General features: G+C 61.9%; 21 protein-coding genes. 16 read left to right on the top strand and 5 right to left on the bottom strand.

Annotation, left to right across the window (positions count from 1 at the left end; genetic code table 11):
* Nucleotides 1–9: 9 nt before the first annotated feature.
* From J3P81_RS09520 to J3P81_RS09510, 3 genes are read left to right on the top strand one after another with little or no spacing between them, the layout of a single operon-like run.
* Nucleotides 10–1,617, top strand: a complete 1,608-nt coding sequence (locus J3P81_RS09520; protein WP_434563375.1) for a carboxyl transferase domain-containing protein — start codon at nt 10–12, stop codon at nt 1,615–1,617.
* A 14-nt stretch (nt 1,618–1,631) separates the two neighbouring features.
* Nucleotides 1,632–2,447 (top strand): gamma-carboxygeranoyl-CoA hydratase, encoded by an 816-nt coding sequence (locus J3P81_RS09515; protein ID WP_434563373.1) that lies wholly within the window; start codon nt 1,632–1,634, stop codon nt 2,445–2,447.
* Nucleotides 2,444–4,393 (top strand): acetyl/propionyl/methylcrotonyl-CoA carboxylase subunit alpha, encoded by a 1,950-nt coding sequence (locus tag J3P81_RS09510; RefSeq protein WP_434563371.1) that lies wholly within the window; start codon nt 2,444–2,446, stop codon nt 4,391–4,393. Before J3P81_RS09515 ends, J3P81_RS09510 begins: the two co-directional genes overlap by 4 nt.
* Nucleotides 4,394–4,423: 30 nt before the next feature.
* On the opposite strand, the gene J3P81_RS09505 is transcribed toward J3P81_RS09510, so the two are convergent.
* Nucleotides 4,424–5,071: a LexA family protein gene (locus J3P81_RS09505; protein WP_434563369.1), complete on the bottom strand. Its 648-nt coding sequence runs from the start codon at nt 5,069–5,071 to the stop codon at nt 4,424–4,426.
* A 128-nt stretch (nt 5,072–5,199) separates the two neighbouring features.
* Here J3P81_RS09505 and J3P81_RS09500 point away from each other — a divergent pair, with 128 nt between their 5' ends.
* Both J3P81_RS09500 and J3P81_RS09495 read left to right on the top strand, forming a co-directional pair.
* Complete coding sequence (locus J3P81_RS09500; RefSeq protein ID WP_434563367.1) at nt 5,200–5,541, top strand: DUF6124 family protein; 342 nt, start codon at nt 5,200–5,202, stop codon at nt 5,539–5,541.
* Between the two features lie 488 nt (nt 5,542–6,029).
* Complete coding sequence (locus tag J3P81_RS09495; protein ID WP_420764607.1) at nt 6,030–7,181, top strand: M14 family metallopeptidase; 1,152 nt, start codon at nt 6,030–6,032, stop codon at nt 7,179–7,181.
* A 61-nt stretch (nt 7,182–7,242) separates the two neighbouring features.
* On the opposite strand, the gene J3P81_RS09490 is transcribed toward J3P81_RS09495, so the two are convergent.
* Both J3P81_RS09490 and J3P81_RS09485 read right to left on the bottom strand, forming a co-directional pair.
* Nucleotides 7,243–7,779: a cytochrome b gene (locus J3P81_RS09490; RefSeq protein ID WP_434563365.1), complete on the bottom strand. Its 537-nt coding sequence runs from the start codon at nt 7,777–7,779 to the stop codon at nt 7,243–7,245.
* On the bottom strand, nt 7,776–8,855 hold the full coding sequence (locus J3P81_RS09485; protein ID WP_420764609.1) for a catalase family peroxidase: 1,080 nt from the start codon (nt 8,853–8,855) through the stop codon (nt 7,776–7,778). Before J3P81_RS09485 ends, J3P81_RS09490 begins: the two co-directional genes overlap by 4 nt.
* Before the next feature lie 166 nt (nt 8,856–9,021).
* Between J3P81_RS09485 and J3P81_RS09480 the strand changes: the two genes are divergently transcribed.
* On the top strand, nt 9,022–9,528 hold the full coding sequence (locus J3P81_RS09480; RefSeq protein WP_420764610.1) for a sigma-70 family RNA polymerase sigma factor: 507 nt from the start codon (nt 9,022–9,024) through the stop codon (nt 9,526–9,528).
* Nucleotides 9,525–10,277 carry an anti-sigma factor family protein gene (locus tag J3P81_RS09475; protein WP_420764611.1) on the top strand — a complete coding sequence of 251 codons (753 nt, stop codon included), beginning with the start codon at nt 9,525–9,527 and terminating at the stop codon, nt 10,275–10,277. The genes J3P81_RS09480 and J3P81_RS09475 overlap by 4 nt, the downstream gene beginning before the upstream one ends.
* A 134-nt stretch (nt 10,278–10,411) precedes the next feature.
* Here J3P81_RS09475 and J3P81_RS09470 read toward each other — a convergent pair whose 3' ends face one another.
* Complete coding sequence (locus tag J3P81_RS09470) at nt 10,412–11,248, bottom strand: IclR family transcriptional regulator (protein WP_434563363.1); 837 nt, start codon at nt 11,246–11,248, stop codon at nt 10,412–10,414.
* 244 nt (nt 11,249–11,492) lie between these two features.
* Between J3P81_RS09470 and J3P81_RS09465 the strand changes: the two genes are divergently transcribed.
* The 8 genes from J3P81_RS09465 to J3P81_RS09430 all read left to right on the top strand — a co-directional run bounded on the left by J3P81_RS09465 (nt 11,493) and on the right by J3P81_RS09430 (nt 19,620).
* A complete protein-coding gene (locus J3P81_RS09465; RefSeq protein WP_434563361.1) occupies nt 11,493–12,518 on the top strand; it encodes an ABC transporter ATP-binding protein in 1,026 nt (341 codons plus the stop codon).
* On the top strand, nt 12,515–13,384 hold the full coding sequence (locus tag J3P81_RS09460; RefSeq protein WP_434563359.1) for an ABC transporter permease: 870 nt from the start codon (nt 12,515–12,517) through the stop codon (nt 13,382–13,384). The genes J3P81_RS09465 and J3P81_RS09460 overlap by 4 nt, the downstream gene beginning before the upstream one ends.
* Before the next feature lie 6 nt (nt 13,385–13,390).
* Nucleotides 13,391–14,185, top strand: a complete 795-nt coding sequence (locus tag J3P81_RS09455) for an ABC transporter permease (RefSeq protein WP_030140057.1) — start codon at nt 13,391–13,393, stop codon at nt 14,183–14,185.
* Between the two features lie 7 nt (nt 14,186–14,192).
* Nucleotides 14,193–14,483, top strand: a complete 291-nt coding sequence (locus J3P81_RS09450) for a (2Fe-2S)-binding protein (protein ID WP_434563357.1) — start codon at nt 14,193–14,195, stop codon at nt 14,481–14,483.
* 160 nt (nt 14,484–14,643) lie between these two features.
* On the top strand, nt 14,644–15,999 hold the full coding sequence (locus J3P81_RS09445; RefSeq protein WP_434563355.1) for an FAD-dependent oxidoreductase: 1,356 nt from the start codon (nt 14,644–14,646) through the stop codon (nt 15,997–15,999).
* On the top strand, nt 15,996–17,111 hold the full coding sequence (locus tag J3P81_RS09440) for an NAD(P)/FAD-dependent oxidoreductase (RefSeq protein ID WP_434563353.1): 1,116 nt from the start codon (nt 15,996–15,998) through the stop codon (nt 17,109–17,111). Before J3P81_RS09445 ends, J3P81_RS09440 begins: the two co-directional genes overlap by 4 nt.
* A gap of 18 nt (nt 17,112–17,129) precedes the next feature.
* Nucleotides 17,130–18,191: an ABC transporter substrate-binding protein gene (locus J3P81_RS09435; RefSeq protein WP_420764618.1), complete on the top strand. Its 1,062-nt coding sequence runs from the start codon at nt 17,130–17,132 to the stop codon at nt 18,189–18,191.
* An 88-nt stretch (nt 18,192–18,279) separates the two neighbouring features.
* Nucleotides 18,280–19,620: a leucine-rich repeat-containing protein kinase family protein gene (locus J3P81_RS09430; protein WP_434563351.1), complete on the top strand. Its 1,341-nt coding sequence runs from the start codon at nt 18,280–18,282 to the stop codon at nt 19,618–19,620.
* A gap of 7 nt (nt 19,621–19,627) precedes the next feature.
* On the opposite strand, the gene J3P81_RS09425 is transcribed toward J3P81_RS09430, so the two are convergent.
* Nucleotides 19,628–20,332 carry a YebC/PmpR family DNA-binding transcriptional regulator gene (locus tag J3P81_RS09425; protein WP_420764620.1) on the bottom strand — a complete coding sequence of 235 codons (705 nt, stop codon included), beginning with the start codon at nt 20,330–20,332 and terminating at the stop codon, nt 19,628–19,630.
* Between the two features lie 216 nt (nt 20,333–20,548).
* Here J3P81_RS09425 and J3P81_RS09420 point away from each other — a divergent pair, with 216 nt between their 5' ends.
* Nucleotides 20,549–21,937, top strand: coding sequence for a type VI secretion system Vgr family protein (locus J3P81_RS09420; protein ID WP_434563349.1), 1,389 nt, complete (start codon nt 20,549–20,551; stop codon nt 21,935–21,937).
* Nucleotides 21,938–22,049: the final 112 nt, after the last annotated feature.

Genomic DNA, 22,049 nt, shown 5'->3' with positions numbered 1-22,049 from the left:
GAGCTGACCATGGCCACGCTGCACACCCAGCTCCATACCCGCTCGCCTGAGTTCATCGCCAACCGCGACGCGATGCTTGGTCAGGTCGAGGCTTTGCGCACCTTGCTCAATCACGTCCAGCAAGGCGGCGGGCCCAAGGCCCAGGAGCGGCACACGTCCCGGGGCAAATTGCTCCCGCGCGAACGCATCAATCGCTTGCTGGATCCAGGCTCGCCCTTTTTGGAAATCAGCCCGCTGGCGGCTTACGAAGTCTACGGGGAAGACGTGCCGGCGGCCGGCGTGATCGCCGGCATCGGTCGCGTGGAAGGCGTCGAGTGCATGATTGTCGCTAACGACGCGACGGTGAAAGGCGGTTCGTATTATCCGCTGACAGTGAAAAAACACCTACGGGCCCAGACCATCGCCCAACAGAACCGCCTGCCCTGCATTTACCTGGTGGATTCCGGCGGCGCGAACCTGCCACGCCAGGATGAAGTGTTCCCCGACCGCGAGCATTTCGGCCGCATTTTCTTCAACCAGGCCAACATGAGTGCCCAGGGCATCCCGCAGATTGCCGTGGTCATGGGCTCCTGCACCGCCGGCGGCGCCTATGTGCCGGCGATGGCGGACGAGGCGATCATGGTCCGCCAGCAGGCGACGATCTTCCTCGCCGGCCCGCCCCTGGTAAAAGCCGCTACCGGCGAAGTGGTCAGCGCCGAAGACCTGGGGGGTGCCGATGTGCACTGCAAGATTTCCGGGGTGGCCGACCATTACGCCGACAGCGACGAGCACGCCCTCGCATTGGCCCGTCGCAGCGTGGCCAACCTCAATTGGCGCAAGCTTGGCGATGTGCAGCAACGCGCACCCATCGCCCCGCTGTATTCGAGTGACGAGCTTTATGGTGTGGTCTCGGCCGATGCCAAGCAGCCGTTCGATGTGCGGGAGGTCATTGCGCGGCTTGTCGATGGTTCGGTGTTCGACGAATTCAAGGCGCTGTTCGGAACGACCCTGGTGTGCGGCTTCGCGCATTTGCACGGTTATCCAATCGCCATCCTCGCCAATAACGGCATCCTGTTCGCCGAGGCCGCGCAGAAAGGCGCGCATTTCATCGAACTGGCCTGCCAGCGCGGGATTCCCCTGTTGTTCCTGCAAAACATCACGGGCTTTATGGTCGGCCAGAAATACGAAGCCGGCGGCATCGCCAAGCACGGCGCGAAACTGGTGACCGCCGTGGCCTGCGCCCGGGTACCGAAGTTCACCGTAATCATCGGTGGCAGTTTCGGCGCGGGGAACTATGGCATGTGCGGCCGCGCCTATGACCCGCGGTTCCTGTGGATGTGGCCCAATGCCCGGATCGGCGTGATGGGTGCCGAGCAAGCCGCCGGCGTGCTCGTGCAAGTCAAGCGCGAACAGGCCGAACGCAGCGGCCAGCCCTTCAGCGCCAGCCAGGAAGCCGAGATCAAGCAACCGATTCTCGATCAATACGAAGAACAGGGGCACCCCTATTATTCCAGCGCGCGGCTGTGGGACGACGGCGTCATCGACCCGGCGCAGACCCGCGATGTGCTGGGGCTGGCCCTGTCCGCGTCGCTGAACGCGCCCATCGAACCGAGCCGCTTCGGCGTGTTCAGGATGTAACCGGGAAAACGCCCATGACTCAGTACAGCACCCTCGAATTGCAAACCGACCCGCGCGGCTTCGCCATCCTGTGGCTCAGCCGCGAATCAAAAAACAACGCGTTCAACGCCGAGATGATCCGAGAGCTGATTCTCGCCCTGGACCAGGTCGGCAGCGACCCGAACCTGCGCTTCCTGTTGCTCCGTGGCCGGGGCAAACACTTCAGCGCCGGCGCGGACCTGGCCTGGATGCAACAGTCCGCCGAACTCGATTACCACACCAACCTGGACGACGCCCGGGAACTGGCGGAGCTGATGTACAACCTCGCCAAGTTGAAGATTCCAACGTTGGCGGTGGTTCAGGGTGCCGCGTTTGGCGGCGCGCTGGGTCTGATCAGCGCCTGCGACATGGCCATCGGCGCCGACGAAGCGCAATTTTGTCTGTCAGAGGTGCGCATCGGCCTGGCACCGGCAGTGATCAGTCCATTCGTGGTGCAAGCCATCGGCGAACGGGCGGCGCGGCGTTACGCCCTGACCGCCGAACGCTTCGGCGGACAACGTGCGAAAGAGATCGGCTTGCTGTCGGAAAGTTACCCCGCCGAGACGTTGGACGATCAGCTCGGGCAATGGATCGACAACCTGTTGCTCAACAGTCCAGCGGCCATGCGCGCCAGCAAGGAACTGCTGCGTGAAGTCGGCAATGGTGCGCTCACGCCGGCGCTGCGCCGCTACACCGAAAACGCCATCGCCCGGATACGTGTCAGCCCTGAAGGTCAGGAGGGCTTGCGAGCTTTCCTGCAAAAACGCCCGCCCAGTTGGCAAGAGTCGAACAACAAGGAGCCGCGTCAATGAGCGCCCCTATCCTCAATACGCTACTGGTCGCCAATCGAGGTGAAATCGCCTGCCGGGTCATGCGCACAGCCAAGGCCATGGGCCTGGCTACCGTCGCGGTGCACAGCGCCACCGACCGTGACGCGCGCCATTGCCGTGAAGCCGATATCCGCGTCGACCTGGGCGGTAGCAAGGCCGCCGACAGCTACCTGCAAATCGACAAACTGATCGCCGCAGCCCTTGCCAGCGGCGCCCAGGCCATCCATCCCGGCTACGGTTTTCTTTCTGAGAATGCCGGCTTCGCCAGGGCCATTGAAAAAGCCGGGCTGATCTTCCTGGGCCCACCCGCCTCGGCCATCGACGCCATGGGCAGCAAGTCCGCCGCCAAGGCCTTGATGGAAACCGCCGGCGTGCCGCTGGTGCCTGGCTATCACGGTGAAGCCCAGGATCTGGAAACCTTCCGCGCCGCCGCCGAGCGCATCGGCTACCCGGTTCTGCTCAAAGCAACGGCGGGTGGCGGCGGCAAGGGCATGAAGGTCGTGGAAGACGTCAGCCAACTGGCCGAAGCACTGGCATCGGCGCAGCGCGAGGCGCAATCATCGTTCGGCGACGCGCGCATGCTGGTGGAAAAATACCTGCTCAAGCCGCGCCACGTGGAAATTCAGGTATTCGCCGACCAACACGGTCACTGCCTGTACCTCAACGAGCGCGATTGCTCGATCCAGCGCCGGCACCAAAAAGTTGTCGAAGAGGCTCCCGCTCCGGGTCTGAGCCCGGAGCTGCGCCGGGCAATGGGCGAGGCCGCGGTGCGCGCCGCCCAGGCCATCGGTTATGTCGGCGCGGGCACGGTGGAGTTCCTGCTGGATTCGCGGGGCGAGTTCTTCTTCATGGAGATGAACACCCGGCTGCAGGTCGAGCATCCGGTCACCGAAGCGATTACCGGCCTCGATCTGGTGGCCTGGCAGATCCGCGTGGCCCAAGGCGAACCGCTGCCGATTACCCAGGAACAAGTTCCGTTGCGGGGCCATGCCATCGAAGTACGGCTTTATGCCGAAGACCCGGCCAATGATTTCCTCCCCGCCACCGGACGCCTGGCGTTATACCGTGAATCCGCGGGGGGCGAAGGTCGACGGGTCGACAGCGGCGTAGAAGAAGGTGACGAGATTTCTTCGTTCTACGACCCGATGCTCAGCAAGCTGATCGCCTGGGGCGAAAACCGTGAACAAGCCCGTCTACGGTTGCTCGCGATGCTGGATGAGTTCGCCATCGGTGGCCTGAGAACCAACATCGGTTTTCTGCGGCGCATCGTCGGCCACCCGGCCTTTGCAGCGGCGCAACTCGATACCGGATTTATCCCACGCTACCAAGCGCAACTACTGCCCGAACCTGGCGAATTGGACGACGAGTTCTGGTACGCGGCGGCCCTTGCCTTTGCCTTGGGCATGACGCCTCGCGTCCGCGTGGATGACCTCAATTCCCCCTGGGCCGAGAGCACCGGGTTGCGCCTGGGGCTGCCAGGGGAAACCACCCTGCATCTGGTCTGTGGTGGCCAGGATCGGGCGATAACGGTGGACGTTACCGCCCGCAGCGCCGAGCTCAAGGGGGAGCACCTGGTCATCGAGCGTAACGGCCTGCGTCGCAGCCATCGGGCTGTTCGCCAGGGCGACAGCCTTTATCTGCAATGGGCGGGCGATTTGCATCGCGTCGATGTCTACGACCCGTTAGCCGCCGCCGAGGCCAGCCACGGCCATCAGGGCGGCTTGGTCGCACCTATGAATGGCAGCATCGTGCGGGTGCTGGTGAGTGTCGGGCAACCAGTGGAAGCCGGCGCGCAGTTGGTGGTGCTGGAAGCCATGAAGATGGAGCACAGCATCCGTGCACCCAAGGCGGGCGTGATCAAGGCGTTGTATTGCCAGGAAGGTGAGATGGTCAGCGAGGGCAGCGCGCTGGTGGCATTGGAAGAATAGGTATCGGCCCGTTTGCCGGGCCGATCCAGTTCAGAACCTGATGGTTGCCTGTACGACCACGCCGATGATGCGGCAATGCTCTGTGTATAGATTTTTCGGGTAAGTGGGATTGAGCGGGACCAGGTAACGCTGGCCGCTCTCTTCGATCAGTTTGCGGAAGGTCGCATCGCTGCTGCCGGGCAGTTTCGCCACCACCAGTTTGCCGGGCACGGCCTCGATCGCCGGATCAACCAGGATCGACATGCCCTCAGGGATGCTCAGCCCGCTTGGCGCAGTCATCGCGTCGCCTACCACCACCAACCAGAAAGCGTCTCCCTGGGCATGGTAATCCGTCAGCTCGTAGCGCGGCTGCCCGTACCCGACCAGATCACCCTCGTGAACCGCGCCGATGTCGTGCCAGTCATTGACCGGGTAGCGGAAGTACGGGTTGTACTTCTGCGCCAGCGCCATGCCCTCGTCAGTGGAGGTGTCCGGTTCGCGGATCACCATTGCCACTTCCAGGAACTCGAGTCCGAGCTCCTGAAGCACCCGGTTCATGTCTTCAAGACTGGGCTGCCGGCGCTTGGTCAGCCAATGGCCGACACCACCCTGGGACATCCCCAAACGCTCTGCGAGCACCACTTGCGTGATGTGCAGCTCCTTCATCTTGGCCTTGACCAACTCTATCCATTTATCCATGAACGGCACGATACGTGGATGACCACGCCCATCAAAACACAAATTGTAGTATTTAAATCGTCGTCACAATTACGAAGCGTACTAAGCTGGATCCAGGATTTCACACCAACACGGAGAAACTCGACACTATGGACAAGCCCAACAAAGACGAGCCCACAACCCCTTCAGAAAGCCCATTTCCCTCGCTTCAAGATTGCCCTGCGGCGAAGCGCGCCTTGGACTATTACTTGAAACCAGGTATTGCGCACGCCCAAGCAGAACATCGCTTCTTCGACGTGAACCGCAACATCAGCGGTGAGGAAGCCCTGGTTCATGCCTGCGAACTGCTGCGCTGCGCGGCCGCTACCGCCCAGGAATCTGCCACTCGACTCAGCGGCACGAGCCGCGACCTGGCATTTTCGGTGGTGCATATGATCGACTTGGTCAAGGCCATGATCGACCGGTCGCTGGACGGTTACCCTACTCGCTAGGCGTAACGCTGGAAAAGGCGGCTGCATAACCACATGGGAAATAATTTCCAATGGGCGCAATAAAAACATTTGACTTGCAAATGATAATGATTATTATTGCATCAGCTGGTCGCGAGATCAGTCGATAGGCCAGAAGACCTTAGGTCGGACTTCTGGATTATCTCCTCATCAGGCTAATCACGGTTTTTGACCCGGCTTTTTGCCGGGTCTTTTTTTTGCCGATTTTCGGCTTATGGCTTCAGGCTAATGAAGTCTTTGGGTGTCGCTAATTCGGTGCTGGGGATGATAGCAAATGCACATTCGTTTACAAAAGCCCCTGCGTTGCACCGGTTCGAATGATCGACAGGCAGCACTTGAGAATCGATCAGGGACTCTCTAATCTGCAAATGCGTCCAGGGAGGACGCCCCCTTCCCCCTACAACAATTCGTCCCGGTTTTCTCCTTCTTTGCGTGTAAAGTAACGGCCATGAAAATCCTGGGCAGGAATCGTGACCGTGGCTAAATCGTCCTTTGATATCAACGCCAATTTCGACAGCGGCAACATCGAAGTGGTGGACATCGGCAACCCGTTGCAATCATTGCTGAAAATCAGACCTGATACCCGTAGCGGCCATTTCCAGTGGTTTCACTTCAAGGCCAGCGGGTTGCACGTCGGCCAGGAATATTCCTTCCGCCTGCTCAATGCCAGCCAATCCTCCTACAACAAAGCGTGGACCGGTTATCAAGCCGTTGCTTCCTATGACCACGTCAACTGGTTCCGTATTCCTACGCAATTTGAAGGCGATGCGCTGCGCTTCCACCTGGAGGCCGAGCAACCTCACGCCTGGTTCGCCTATTTCGAACCTTACAGCCGCGGCCGCCACGATTGGCTGATAGAACAAGCGCAGCACAAGGCTGGCACCGAACTGCTGGCGACCGGCAAGAGCGTCGAGGGTCGCGATATTCAATTGCTGCGCAAGGGCAGCGGTGCCGAAGGACGGCGCAAAATCTGGATCATTGCGCAGCAACATCCCGGTGAGCACATGGCCGAGTGGTTCATGGAAGGCATCATCGAACGCCTCCAGCACCATGACGATGCCCAACTGAACCGGCTGCTTGCCAAGGCCGACCTGTACCTGGTGCCCAACATGAACCCCGATGGCGCGTTTCACGGCCATTTGCGCACCAACGCGATGGGCCAGGACTTGAATCGGGCTTGGCAGAACGCCAGCCCGGAAATCAGCCCCGAGGTATTTTTCGTACAACAGCAAATGGAAAAGTATGGCGTTGATCTGTTTCTGGACGCTCATGGCGACGAAGAAATCCCCCACGTCTTCACCGCTGGCTGCGAAGGTAACCCCGGCTACACACCGCGCATCGCCGGGCTCGAAGAACGTTTCCGCAGCCATCTCAAACGCCAGACCAAGGATTTCCAAACCGCCCACGGTTACACCCGAGACGAACCCGGCCAGGCCAACATGACGCTGGCTTGCAACGCGGTCGGCCAGAAATACGACTGCCTGTCGCTGACCCTGGAGATGCCTTTCAAGGACCACGACGACCATCCGAACCCGCACACCGGCTGGTCCGGCAAACGCTCCATGCAACTGGGCAAGGACGTGCTGAGCACCCTCGAGTCCATGGTCGACGAGTTGCGCTGAGGTCCCTTTAGCGCCGTTCCCCTGTGGCGAGGGAACAAGCCCCTCGCCACGAGCCTCCCGGTCAGTCCCGGCCGCGCAACATCCTGTGCAACACCTCGTCCCGGCGCACCCAGCCGTGAAACAACGCCGCCGCCAGATGCACCAGCACCGTCAGGAATAACAAATAGGCCAGGTAACCATGAGCCTTGCGCAGCCATGCGAAGGTCTGGGCATCCGCGGGTAGGATGGAAGGCAACCGAAGCGACTCGCTGAGCATCACCGGGTCCCCCGCCGCCGATATCATCCCCCAGCCCAACAGTGGCAACGCCAGCATCAAGGCATACAACAAGACATGCGAAGCCTTGGCCGACAAGGCCTGCCAGCTCGGCAGGTCGGCCGGCAACGGCGGTATCTGCGTGGTGAAGCGCACCACCAGGCGGACAATCACCAACAACAAAATAGCGATGCCCAGGGGTTTGTGCAGTTGAAGCAGCCACTCATGGCGCTCGGACACGGAGGCGACCATGCCCGCGCCGATAAACAACATGGCGATGATCATCAAGGCCATCATCCAGTGCAGCAGCCGAGCCAGCGGCGCGAAATGTCGGGGGGCGTTCATGGACGAGACTCCTGGGTGGCGGGCAACTGGCTGACTTCGCTGGTACGGCGCAGGTACGAACTGGCATAGGCCGCCGAACGAGCGGCCAACAGCGGATCATCAGAACCTTCGATCCCACTGGGCAGGATCAGCGGGTCATAGTTGATATCGCGGCAATCGCCGTTGTCCTGCGCCTGGGCGCGCTCCAGCACCAGGGTGCCGGCATTGAGCACCTTGCGATCGGCGGGCCAGGCCTTGCTGGCGTCGTTGACCGGATCGCCCGGGTTGGCCAAGGTGATGTTCAACTGCCAGCGCAGTGGTCCGCCAGCCAGGCGTTTGGTCAGGTCCTGTTCCAGGAAGTCGGCGCCTTGGGGTGGGCTCGCATCCACCGCGTCCTTGCTTATCGGCACCACCCCCCAACGCACGGCCTGGCGTTGTCCGGCAGGGCCCACCAGGTAGAACGCATTGATGCCGTTGTAGGTTTCAGTGGCATAGCTGGCCGATGGCTTGGCCGTCTTGATCCATTGCAAGAACGGCACTGCCTCGGGATGCGCTGCAAAAAACGCCGGCACGGCGCCAGGGTTTGGTTTGCCCGTGGCCGGGTCCGGCGACTGGGCCTGTTGCAGTTCAAAGAAAGCCTGCGGTGTACCCACCGGGAACACCGGCATACTGTTCATACCGGTGCGCCATTGCTGGCCGTCGGCCTGGGTAAAACGCAGCGCCAGGCTTCGGATCGGCACACTGCCATCCGGTGCGTAGGGGTTGCCGCTGGGCAGCGCAAAACGACCGACCACAGGCGTGCGTGGCTCATTGAATACCTGGGCGCTGGAGTAGGCGCGGGCTTCGCCACTGCTTTCAAAATAACCGGCAACGCAGACACCCTTGGAGTGATTGCGCCGGAAACCCGCATGGACCCCGTTGTTCGTTTCCAGCACATTGACCAAGGCCTTGGGCGTCAGGCGTTGTGGGTCGAGTGTGCCATTGACGTAGGCAAACGCCCCGGCCAGCGCAGCAACGACCACGGCAATGGCCGTCAGGCGCAATGTCAGGCTGGCGGCGCTCAACGGCGGCCGACGTTCAGAAGAAGGGTCAACCATTTGGAGACTCCAAGGCACAAGGCCGTTAGTGGAAAGGACCCGTCAGACGAAAGCCCAACGTGTTTATTCCCACGCTTCATATTTATTTTTCGTTCATTGGAATAATCTTGTGCCTGGATCGTCTTTCCTTCCAACGCAGTGATTGCCCACGAAGCCACGCATCCTCATGAACGAACTCGACGACCAGTTGCGCCTGCTCATTCCACGGCTGAGACGTTTTGCCGTGTCGCTGACACGCAACCCCAGCAACGCCGACGACCTGGTCCAGGCGTGCCTGGAAAGGGCCCTGTCGAAATGGAACGACAAGCGCCCGGACGGTGATTTGCGGGCCTGGCTGTTCTCCATCCTTTACCGGCAGTTCCTCGATGCCCATCGTCGTTCCCGACGGTACGCACGCATGCTGGAATTCTTCACCGGGCGCGACGATGCACACCCTTCCGCCGAGCGCAGCGTCATCGCCCAATCGTCGCTCCAGGCTTTTGACCAGTTGCCCACCGAACAGCGCGCGTTATTGTTGTGGGTGTCAGTAGAAGGCTTGAGCTACCAGCAAGTCGCCGACATCCTGGGCGTGCCGACCGGCACCGTGATGTCGCGCCTGTCACGGGCCCGCCAGGCCTTGCGCCAACTCAGCGACGGCGAAATCGCCCGCCCTGCCCTGCGAATACTCAAATGATCACCCTGCCCCCCAGCGACAAAGACCTGCACGCCTACGTCGATCATCAACTGAGCGAAGCCGACCGACGACAGGTTGAAACCTACCTGGCCAGCCACCCCGCCGTCGCCAAACGCGTACGGGCCTGGCAACAGGACGCGCAGCATCTGCGCGCAACCCTGAGCGCAACCTTGCAACTCCCCCCCAATCCCAGCCTCGACCCGACTGTCATCCGTCAACGCATGAAACACCGTACGCGCCGCCTTCTCGCCAGCGCAGCGGTCTTGACGCTGGCCGTCGGTATCGGTGGGGTGGGCGGCTGGCAGGCCCGACAGATAACCCTGCTCAGCGCAGCAGCGCCCATGGCTGACGCATTGCAGGCGTACCGGTTGATTGCCCAGCAGGGCGTGCTCCCGGCCGATTACCAGACTGGCGACGAGCACAGCATGCAAGGCTGGCTCGACCGTTACTTCAGCCAAGCCGACCGCTTACCGGATCTCTCGGCGGCGGGCTTCACGCCGGTCAGCGGGCGATTGCTCAGCACTGACCAAGGCGCGGCGGCGATGGTTGTTTACCAGGATTCGAGCGGCCTGAAGATCAGCTTCTATATCCGCCCACCAGGTCCGAAAAATTTTCTGCTGCCCCGTGGCAGCCGGCGCGATGGCGAACTGCAGGCCGAGTATTGGTCCGGGCCTGGGTACAATTATGCGATGGTCATCCCGAGCGATACGCCGACGGCGCAGAAGCTCAAGCAGACCTTGAATTTCTGACCACCACCTTCCCCTGTGGAAGCGAGCCTGCTCGCGAAATCGGTCGCACAGTTAGAAATGATGTCGACTGAGATACCGCCTTCGCGAGCAGGCTCGCTCCCACAGAGGTCTTGTGACAGGCCAAAAATCGGTATTCATCCCTGCCTGAACACCTGCGAAGGCCTGCGCAGCAGCGGATCGAACGGGTTGATTCGCGGGCCGATCATCGCGGCTTCGCGCTTGAGCATTTCCACCACCGTTGGCAGCCTATCCGGCCCGAGCCGGTCGCTGATGGTTGCCACGCTCAAGGCCGCCACGGCCCGTCCCTCACGATCGAGAATCGGCACCGCCACGCCGGCCATGCCCTGCAACACCCCGGTGTTGCGCCCGGCGTAGCCCAGCATGCGGACGTTCTCCACTTCCGTGCGCAGGAAGACTTCATCGTAGAGATGAAAATCCTTGAGCCGCGGCAGGTTGTAATGGATCACCGTGTCGCGCTCTTCCTCCGGCAGGAACGCCAGGATCGCCAGGCTGCCCTGTCCCACGCCCAAGGCCACGCGGCCACCGATGTCGCCGGTGAATGTGCGGATCGGAAACGGCCCTTCGCTGCGGTCCAGGCAGATCGCATCGAAGCCACAGCGTGCCAGCAGAAATAGCGAATCCCCCAACGACGCCGACAACCGCAACATCGCGGGCCTGGCCAGTTCCCGCAGGTTGCCGGTGTTACCTGCGCGCGCCGCCAGGGCAAAAAAGTCCAGGCTCAAGCGATAGCGTTTGCTGCGCGCATCCTGCTCGACCATGCCTTCGTCCATCAGGTTGCGCAGCAAGCGGTGCGTTGTGGGCTGGGACAGGCCAATGCGCTGGGCCAGTTGCGTGACTCGCTCGCCGCCCTCTGCGGTCTCGCCCAGGCTGCGCAAAACGGCAAACAACCGAGAAACCGAGCCAACCCCTACTTCAATCTTTTTGGTATTCCGCCCAATGGAATCAGACATAGGATTTTTTACTCAGTTATTTATTCACCGAAAGAAACGGAAAATAGTCATCGCTTCAGTGAAATAGTCCATTGAGCCCATCCTATTCTTCGTCCTACTCTGCGTCCATACAGGGGCGATTCGAACAACAGCGGCAGCCGACGTAAGTCGAGCGCCAACGCACCCCGCGACATCCTTTCGTATCTGCCCATACAAAAAAGCGCGCCTCGCGGCGACGCATAACAATCTCAGGTGGAGCGCAGTCATGGCTTTCGTGCAACTTCAAGACTTGAGCAAACGGTATGGCGACCTGGACGCCGTGGTCGCCACCAACCTCTGTGTGGAGAAAGGCGAATTCGTCTCTCTGCTAGGGCCGTCCGGTTGCGGCAAGACCACCACCCTGCAAATGATCGCCGGCTTCGTTGAGGCCAGCAGCGGCCGCATCCTGCTGGACGGGCGCGACATCACTCATGCCAAGCCCGCCAGCCGCGGCCTGGGCGTGGTGTTCCAGAGTTACGCGCTGTTTCCCCACATGACCGTCAAAGACAACGTGGCCTTCGGCTTGCGCATGCGCAAGGTGCCCAGCGCAGAATTGCAGTCCCGGGTCGATCGCGTACTCAAGCTGGTGCGCCTGGACCGGCATGCCGAGCGTTACCCGCGAGAACTCTCGGGCGGCCAGCGTCAGCGCGTGGCATTGGCCCGGGCGCTGGTGATCGAACCGCCGGTGCTGCTGCTCGACGAACCCTTGTCCAACCTCGACGCCAACCTGCGTGAGGAAATGCAGTTCGAAATCCGCCGCATCCAGCGCGAAGTCGGCATCACCACATTGATGGTCACGCATGACCAATCCGAGGCGCTTTCGATAAGCGATCGAGTGGTGGTCATGCAGGCCGGCCGCATCACCCAGATCGACGCGCCCTACACCCTTTACGAGCACCCGCGCACCGAGTTCATTTCCGGCTTCGTCGGCAAGGCCAATCTGCTGCCCGGCGAACGTGACAGCGCCGGCCTCGTGCAAGCCAGCAGCACCGGTAAAGGTGAGCTGACCCTGAGCCTGCGTCCCGAAAAAATCGACCTGTGCGCCCCCGGCTCGGGACGACTGCAAGGCACCGTCACCCAGCGTTTTTTCCTCGGTAGCCAATGGCTGTATAGCGTCTGCACCCCTCTGGGCGAACTCAGCGTGGTACGGCGCAACGACGGCTTGGCGCCCCTGGCCGAAGGCACCGCCGTGGGTCTGGACTGGGATCCGGCGCTGCTGCGTGTGTTGAGCGTGGATGAGGTGTTGGCATGAAGCTGATCGATGCCATGAAGCGCGGCCGCCAAGGCTATTGGATGTCAGCCCCGGCCCTGGCCTTGTACCTGGGCCTGCTGGTGATTCCCCTTGGTCTGACGCTCGTGCTGTCGTTCAATGTTTTCGACTACGGCTCGGGTATCGACGGCGACGCCTACACCTTCGAGCACTACACCAGCCTTCTGGGCGACCCGTACTTCTACGAAATCTTCCTGCGCACGTTCTGGATCAGCGCCCTGACCACGTTGCTGTGCGTGGTGATCGGCGTACCGGAGGCGTACATCCTCAGCCGCATGGGCGCGCCGTGGCGTTCGATCTTTCTGATCCTGATCCTTACGCCGCTACTGATTTCGGTGGTGGTGCGAGCGTTCGGCTGGAGCCTGCTGCTCGGCGCCGATGGCCTGATCAACCAGACGCTGCAAGCCCTCGGCGGTTCACCCATGAAGCTGCTCTACACACCGTTCGCGGTGGTCATCGCCCTGGTGCACGTGATGCTGCCGTTCATGATCATTCCGGTGTGGACCTCGCTGCAAAAACTTGATCCCGCCGCCGAACAGGCCGCCCTATCCCTGGGCGCGAGCCAATTCACGGTGATCCGCAAGGTGGTGCTGCCACAGATCATGCCGGGCGTGTTGTCCGGCACGCTGATCGTGTTCGGCCTCGCCGCCAGTTCGTTCGCCATCCCCGGCCTGCTCGGCGGGCGCCGCCTGAAAATGGTCGCCACGCTGATCTACGACCAATACCTGTCGGAACTGAACTGGCCGATGGGCGCGGCCATTGCCGTCGCGCTGTTGTTGCTCAATCTTCTGATCATGCTGTCGTGGAACCGCATGATCGAAGGCCGCTACAAGAAATCACTGGGGTAATTCTTCATGTCCAGGAACGGTCCTTTCGCCCTGTTGTTTCATGCCTTGGTAGTGGTGTTCATGCTGGCGCCGCTGGTGGTGGTCTGCCTGGTCGCCTTCACGCCGGAAAACACCCTGAGCTTGCCCACCACGGAATTTTCCCTGCGCTGGTTTCGTGCCGTGTTCGAGCGCGCGGATTTTGTCGATGCGTTCTACAACAGCCTCATCCTGGCGTTCAGCGCGGCCTCGCTGGCGACACTGATCGCGGTGCCGGCGGCCTTGGCGATCACCCGGTTGGAGTTTCCTGGCAGGGATTTTTTCAACGGCCTGTTCCTGTCGCCGATCATCATTCCGCACTTGGTGCTGGGCGTCGCGTTGCTGCGGCTGTTTGCACTGATGGGCGTGAACGGCAACTTCAGCTGGCTGATCTTCGCCCATGTGCTGGTGATCACGCCATATGTGCTGCGCCTGGTATTGGCCTCGGCCATCGGCCTGGATCGCAGCGCCGAGCAAGCCGCGCAGTCATTGGGCGCCGGTCGTTTCACCCTGTTCCGCCAGATCACCTTGCCGATGATTTTGCCCGGCGTCGCCGGAGGCTGGTTGCTGGCGTTCATCAACAGTTTCGATGAAGTCACGCTGTCGATTTTCGTCACCTCGCCGGCCACGCAAACCTTGCCGGTGCGCATGTACGTCTACGCCACCGAATCCATCGATCCGATGATGGCGGCGGTGTCGGCACTGGTGATCGCGCTGACGGCGCTGACCATGATTCTGCTCGACCGGGTGTATGGCCTGGATCGAGTCCTGGTAGGCAAACAATGAGGGCACCATGGCTCTGCTGAAACGACTGGCCGAAAACGACCGACCGGCCCTGGATTTCCTGCTCGACGGCGAACCCGCCAGCGGCTTGCTCGGCGATACCGTGCTCACCGCGGTACTGACCTGCGGCGAACACCTGCGCGGCAGCGATTTCAGCGCCGAGCCCCGTGCCGGCTTCTGCCTGATGGGCGCCTGCCAGGATTGCTGGGTGAGACTGGGCGACGGCCGCCGCGTGCGCGCCTGCTCGACGATGCTCGAAGCTGGGCAGCAGGTCAATCGCGAACCGGGGCGGCAGGTATGAACGGCTTTGACAGGTATGGCCCCATCGCGAGCAAGCTCGCTCCCACAGGTGACCTGCGGCGTACGCACAATCGGCATCCACGACAGATCCCATGTGGGAGCGAGCTTGCTCGCGAAGGCGGCCTCGACAGCAGCGAAAATCCGCTGCCGGTGGGGTTGCCATGAAACCCATCGTCATCATCGGCGCCGGCCCCGCCGGTATCCGCGCCGCGCAAACCTTGGTCGCCCATGGCATCTACCCGATCCTGCTGGACGAAGCCGCCCGCGGTGGCGGGCAGATCTACCGACGCCAACCCGTCAATTTCAGCCGGTCTGCGCGCAAGCTTTATGGCTTCGAAGCAACAAAGGCCAACGCCATCCACCAGACCCTCGATGCGTTGCGCGAGCAGCTCGACTACCGCCCCGACACGCTGGTCTGGAACGCTGAAGCCGGCCAGTTGGATACCTTGCATGAGGGCCGCGCCGATCGCCTGGATTACGCCAACGTGATCGTCGCAACGGGGGCCACCGACAGGATTCTGCCGGTCCCCGGCTGGACCCTGCCGGGCGTCTACAGCCTGGGCGCGGCGCAGATCGCCCTTAAATTCCAAGGCTGCGGCATTGGTGAACGGGTGGTATTCGCGGGCAGCGGGCCATTGCTTTATCTGGTGGCGTACCAATACGCCAAGGCCGGCGCGAACGTCGCCGCGGTACTCGACAGTTCGCCCTTGAGCGCGCAGACCCGCGCTCTGCCCGGCCTGCTCGCACAACCGGCCACGCTCGCTAAGGGCCTCTATTACCGCGCCTGGCTGACGACACATGGTATCCCGGTGCATCAAGGCGCCACCCTTGCGCACATCGACGGGAAACGCCGGGTACAGTCGTTGAAATGGCGAAACAAAAAGGGCGAGCACACGCTCGATTGTGATGCGGTCGCCTTCGCCCACGGCTTGCGCAGTGAAACCCAACTGGCCGATCTGCTGGGCTGCGAGTTTGCCTGGAACCCGCTCAATCGCGCCTGGCTACCGCAACGCGACAGCGCCGGTCGCAGCAGTTCGGCCGGGGTCTACCTGGCCGGTGACGGCGCTGGGATCATGGGCGCCGACGCCGCCGAAATGGCCGGCGAGCGCGCCGCCCTGGCACTGCTCGAAGACCTCGGCTACCGAGTCGACCCGCAACGTTGCGCCCAGTTGGAACAGTCTCTCGAACGCATCGGTAATTTCCGCCAAGGCCTGGAGCAGGCCTTTGCCTTCCCTGATGAGTGGGCGAGCCTCGCTCAAGACAACTTGATGATTTGCCGCTGCGAAGAAGTCAGCGTCGGCGATATCCGCCAGGTCGTGGGCGAAGGTCACTGGGAAATCAACCGGGTCAAGGCCCACTGCCGGGTCGGCATGGGCCGTTGCCAGGGACGGATGTGCGGTGCCGCCGCCGCGGAAATCATCGCTTGCGCAAGTGGCCGCGACATCCGGGACATCGGGCGCCTGCGGGCACAGGCACCAGTCAAGCCCGTGCCGTTTGGCCTGGAGGTCGAGCCATGATCGAGGTCGATGCAGTAATCATTGGTGGCGGCATCGTCGGCGCCTCGGCCGCACTGTTTTTGAGTAAGGCCGGACGCCGCGTGGCGCTGTTGGAACGAGACTTCTGCGGCTCGCATTCCAGCGGCGTGAACTACGGCGGCGTGCGGCGCCAGGGCCGGCCCTTGTCTCAGTTGCCGCTGTCGCAACGTGCCCATGAAATCTGGGGTCAATTGCCGCAGTTGATTGGCATCGACGGCGAGTATCAGCGCAGCGGCCATCTGAAGTTGGCACGCAGCCTCGATGACCTGCGTTCATTGCAGAACTACGCCGCCAGCAGTCAGGGCTTTGGCCTCGATTTGCAACTGCTGGATCACGACGAATTACGCAGACGGTTTCCCTGGGTCGGCACCGTCGCGGTCGGCGCCTCGCTGTGCCCCGACGATGGTCACGCCAACCCGCGGCTGGTCTCGCCGGCATTTGCCCAGGCGGCCCGCAGGCATGGCGCACAGGTTCACGAACAATGCCCGGTCAGCCACGTCACTCACGACGGCCAACGCTTTGCCGTGCACACCGAAACCGGCCTCGAATGTCGCGCGCCGTGGCTACTGAATTGCGCTGGCGCCTGGGCGAGCCGCTTCGCCGCGCAGTTCGGCGAAGCAGTGCCGATGTACGCCGGGCACCCAGCGATGCTGGTGACCGAGCCGCTGCCCGTGGTGATGGACGCCAGCACGGGCGTCGAAGGCGGCGGCATTTATGCGCGCCAGGTCGCCCGGGGCAATTGCGTGCTGGGAGGGGGCCAGGGCTTCGCACTGGACGACGCCCGCGCCAGGCCCGGCCAGCACGCGGTCATCGAGATCCTGCGCCAGGCCGTCGAACTCTACCCTTTTCTGGAGGGCGCCCAGGCGATCCGCACCTGGAGCGGCACCGAAGGCTACCTGCCCGATCGCCAACCGGTAATCGGCCCCAGCAGCACCCAACCCGGTCTCTTGCATGCGTTCGGCTTCGCCGGCGCGGGCTTCCAGATCGGCCCGGCGGTGGGCCAGGCGCTCACCGAAATCATCTGCAGCGGGGCTTCGTCCACGCCGCTGGATGCGTTTTCCATCACCCGGTTCCACTCCATCTCCGTTGCTTGATAGAGGAAGGTCGCGCTAATGAATAACGTAAAACGCAGTGCACTGTTCGGCTTCTGCTCGCTGGGTTCCGCTTGCCTGGGCGCCCTGCTCCCCGTCACCCAGGCGTTGGCCGAGCCGACGCTTTACCTGGGCATGAACGGCGGCACCATGGAGCGGCTTTATGCCGACAAGGTCTTGCCGGCCTTCGAGAAGGCCAACAATGTCAAGGTGGTGATCGTGCCGGGCACTTCGGCCGACATCCTGGCCAAGGTCCAGGCCAGCAAGGGCAACCCGCAGATGCACGTGATGTTCCTGGACGATGGCATCATGTACCGCGCCATCGCCATGGGGCTGTGCGACAAGCTGCAGGACAGCGCCCCCCTGGCACAGATTCCGGCCAAGGGCCGCATCAAGGACCAGGCCGTCGCCGTCAGCCTCGGCGTCACCGGACTGGCCTACAACACGCGGCTGTTCAAGGAAAAAGGCTGGAACACGCCGACGTCCTGGATGGATCTGGCGGACCCTCGATTCAAGGACAAGGTGGTGTTTCAATCGATGGCCTCCTCAACCTTCGGCCTGCACGGTTTTCTGATGTTCAACCGGATCCAGGGCGGCAGCGAAACTGACGTCGAGCCAGGCTTCAAGGCGTGGCCGAACACCGTCGGGCGCAACGTGCTGGAGTACATCCCCAGCTCGGCGAAAATCTCCGAGATGTTGCAGACGGACGAAGCGGCGCTGTTCCCGTTGACGCCGACCCAGGTCACCGCGTTAAAACTCAAGGGCATGCCGGTCGAATATGCACAACCGAAGGAAGGCGCAGTGGTGCTGAATGTCGCCGAATGTGCCGTCGCCCAGAACAGCGAACCCGAACTCGCGCAAAAACTCGCTGCCTTCCTGCTGACGCCCGAAGCCCAGGCCATCGCCCTTGAAGAAGGCGACCAGATCCCGTCCAACCCCAACACGCCGACCACCGAAAAGACGCGAGGCCAAGTGGAAGCGATGAAGCAGTACCTGGAAACCGCGATCGCGGTGGATTGGGATCAGGTCAATGAACAACGTCCGGCGTGGAATGCGCGGTGGAACCGCAGCATCGAGCGCTAGAAGCACTGGCGCAACCTTTTTGTTTATCATGCGGGCCTGCGCCGGTTTCACCATTGCGCTCGGCCCCTTGATAGCAGCGACTTCCCCTATGCAGACCCTCACCCAACTCCAAACCGGCCAGCTATCGGGCATTACCCGACTGAAGCTGTCGTGCGGCCTGACGGAGTTTCCTCAGGAAATTTACGACCTGGCGGACTCGCTCGTAATCCTCGACCTGAGCGGCAATCAACTCGAAACGCTGCCAGCGGATCTCCATCGGCTTACTCGCCTGCGGATACTGTTCTGTTCGGACAACCGCTTCACCGAACTGCCTGAATGCCTGGGCCGTTGCAGCGCATTGACCATGGTCGGCTTCAAGGCCAACCGCATCGAGCGCGTCACGGGCGCAGCCTTGCCGCCGCTGCTGCGCTGGTTGATCTTGACCGACAATTGCGTCAGCCAGCTGCCGGATGAGCTGGGCCGGCGTCCCCATCTGCAGAAATTGATGCTGGCCGGTAATCGCCTGCGGCAATTGCCGCCGAGCCTGGCCCGGTGTCATCGCCTCGAATTGCTGCGTGTTTGCGCCAATCAACTGACCGAACTGCCCTCCTGGCTGCTGGAAATGCCGAGCCTCAGTTGGCTGGCCTACGCCGGCAATCCATTGCAAGCGCAAGGCGATACCCAGGCGCTGCATGCCGCCACGCCGATCGATTGGTCGCAGTTGAGCTTGCAGCGTTCATTGGGCGAAGGGGCTTCGGGCGTGATCTACCATGCACTTTGGCAACCGCCCGGCAAGGCCAGGCGCGACGTCGCGGTCAAGCTCTACAAAGGCCAGATGACCAGCGATGGCTCGCCATTGCATGAAATGCACGCGTGCATCACCGCCGGCAAGCATCCGAACCTGATCGAGGTGCTGGGTCAGGTCAACGGCCACCCAGAGCAACAGGCCGGGCTGGTGATGGCCCTGATCGGGCCCGATTACCGCAACCTGGCCGGGCTGCCGAGCCTGGAATCCTGTACCCGCGACGTGTATGCCGATGAACTGCGCCTGAGCGCCGATGTGGCCTTGCGCATCGCCCGGGGTATTGCCGGCGTGGCGTGCCACTTGCACCGACAAGGCCTTACCCATGGAGACCTGTACGGCCACAACATCCTCTTCAATGACCAAGGCGATTGCCTGCTGGGGGATTTTGGCGCGGCGTCTTTCCACGCCACGGTCGAAAAAGACAGGCAAACACGGGCGTTGCAGCGCATCGAGGTGCGGGCCTTCGGGATTCTGTTGGGGGAATTGCTGGCGCGGATCGAACCGGCGCTCGGTAACGAGGATCTTTCACGACTGAAAGACCTCGAGGCGCGGTGCTGCCAGCCGGATGTACTGGCGCGGCCGGGGTTTGACGAGATTGAAGAATTGCTGCGAGTGGTGAAGGAGCTCGCTCCCTCACCACAGTGACTTTGGCTTAGCCCGCCAGACCGACAAACATATCCTGCACGTCGTCGTGGTTGTCGAGGCCTTCGAGGAACGCCTCGACTTCCGCCATCTGCTCATCGGTCAGGCCGCTGACTGGGTTTTTCGGCTGATAGCCCAATTTGGCGGACAACACCGTGAAGCCTTGCTCCGGCAACGCCTTTTGCACGGCGTCCAGGTCGCCAGGCTCGGTGATGAACAGCGTCGCACCGTCCTCGCCCGGTTCGAAATCCTGGGCCCCGGCCTCGATGGCGGCCATTTCCGGATCAGCGTCGGGGCTGTCCGGGGCGGCTTCGATCATGCCCACGTGGTTGAAATCCCAGGCCACCGAACCCGAGGCACCCAGTTGGCCCTTGCGGAACGCAACGCGAATCTCCGCGACGGTACGGTTGATGTTGTCGGTCACGCACTCAACGATCAGCGGCACCTGATGGGGTGCGAACCCTTCGTAGGTGACACGATGGTATTGCACGGTTTCGCCGAGCTGGCCGGAGCCCTTCTTGATCGCGCGCTCCAGGGTCTCGCGGGGCATCGAAGCTTTTTTTGCCTGCTCGACCACCAGCCGCAGGTGCGCGTTGGTGGCGACATCAGCACCGTTGCGCGCGGCAATGGTGATTTCCTTCACCAATTTGCCGAAGATCTTGCCCTTGGCGTTGGCAGCCGCTTCTTTGTGTTTAACCTTCCACTGTGCGCCCATTACTCACTCTCTTGTCTGACGCGCCGAGACACCTGGCCGGCGCTGTGGCGCAAGTTTATACGGCCTAAACCGGCTGATCGACCAAAAAATCGCTGCCTCCAATCGACATTTTCACAACGTGTTGTAGGGGTTTTCCGAAATAGCGATTCGGGCACAGCGCTGCGCGCCGGGGTTTCGTACCCTTGCACTCTTATCCTTCAGCCAGCATGGGCCGCAATGCGCAACGATTCGGAACACCCTTTCAGCCTGACGATCCTTCAAAGCGACCTGCGCCTGCAAGTGCTGCGGCTCAATGGCCGTGAGGCCCTGAACCAGCCTTACCGCTTCGACCTTGACCTGATCGGCCTGGCGCCGCCGGTCAGCCCCGACAGTCTGCTGGGGCAGGCAGCTTTCCTACGCCTTGATGGCGAGTCGGGCGTACATGGGGTTGTGCATTATGTCAGCCTGACCGCCGACACCATGCGCCGCGTGGGCTATCGCTTGACGCTGGTCCCTCATCTGCAGCAATTGGAACAAGGGCCACGACGGCGGGTTTTTCATCGGCTCAATGTTGTCCAGATCCTGCAGTGCCTGCTGGAAGGTAACGCCGTGCCTCCCGACAGCTATCGTTTCGAGCTGCCGCACGGGCAGTATCCGACTCGCCCGTTCTGCATTCAATATGAAGAAAGCGACCTGGATATGCTGCAGCGGTTATGCGAAGAGGAAGGCATCCACTATCACTTCGAACACGCGCCCCAGGGTCACGTTGCCGTATTCGCGGAAGATCCAAAGAGCTTCCCGGCACAGCCGGTCGAACTGGTCATGCGCCAGGATGCGGACAGGCACCCGACTATCAGGCGGCTATACCAGCGCCATCATTCGATCATCGCCAGACCGCCCGTCGGCCACAACGACCGAGGGGCGACACTCCCGCCTGGAAGCGCGGCCCCAGAAAAAATGCGTGAAGATCCGGCCCAGGCTTACCGCTACCAGGCGGGTCGCCGCAGCCTTGAACGGTTGCGCTATCGGCATCGGGAAATCCATGGCCACGCCACAGAACCAGCCCTGCGCAGCGGTCACATCGCGCAGATCTGCAATCACCCGGTGTCGTCCTTCAATGATCAATGGCTGATCACCGAGGTCCAGCACCGAGGAAGGCAATTTTCCATTCTAGAAGCGAACCCGCCGGCCACGCCGCAACCGCGGCATTATCGCAACCGGTTTTGCGCCATCCCTTGGTCCACGGTGTTCCGCCCGGCGCTCAAGCATCCCAAGCCATGTATCGCCGGTTACCACGTCGCCTACGTGTTCGGCCCGCCCGGCCAGCAAGCCAGGCCTAACGAGCAGGGTAAAGTCGAGGTCAGCCTCTGGAGCCCGGAGGAAGAACCGATCACGTTGCCCCTGTCTTGGCCGATGCCCGATGACCGTCCCCCATTGATTGCCGGCAGCGAAGTGCTGGTCAGCTTCATCGAGGGCGACCCAGACCGTCCAGTATTGTGTGCAGGATTGGTGGGCCCGGCCGTGGACAGCGATGGCCCTCCGTCTGCCCCCCCGCCTGAGCCAGGCGACAAAGATGTCGGGCTGCTGTTCAACTGGCTCTTGAACCCCCCGGACATCTCACCATGATCCTTTCCTAACCCAATTGCGGCTCGTCGATGCGCACTTTTCATTCAAAGTTTTCTTTCCGATAAAAAATGCCGCAACTCCATGGAGATTGCGGCAATAGTTCACGGCATTT

It is taken from the genome of Pseudomonas sp. R1-6, from assembly GCF_051132115.1.
Classification (GTDB): Bacteria; Pseudomonadota; Gammaproteobacteria; order Pseudomonadales; family Pseudomonadaceae; genus Aquipseudomonas.
Note: the sequence above shows the minus strand (reverse complement) of the source record. Positions and strands in the feature narration are given on the sequence as shown.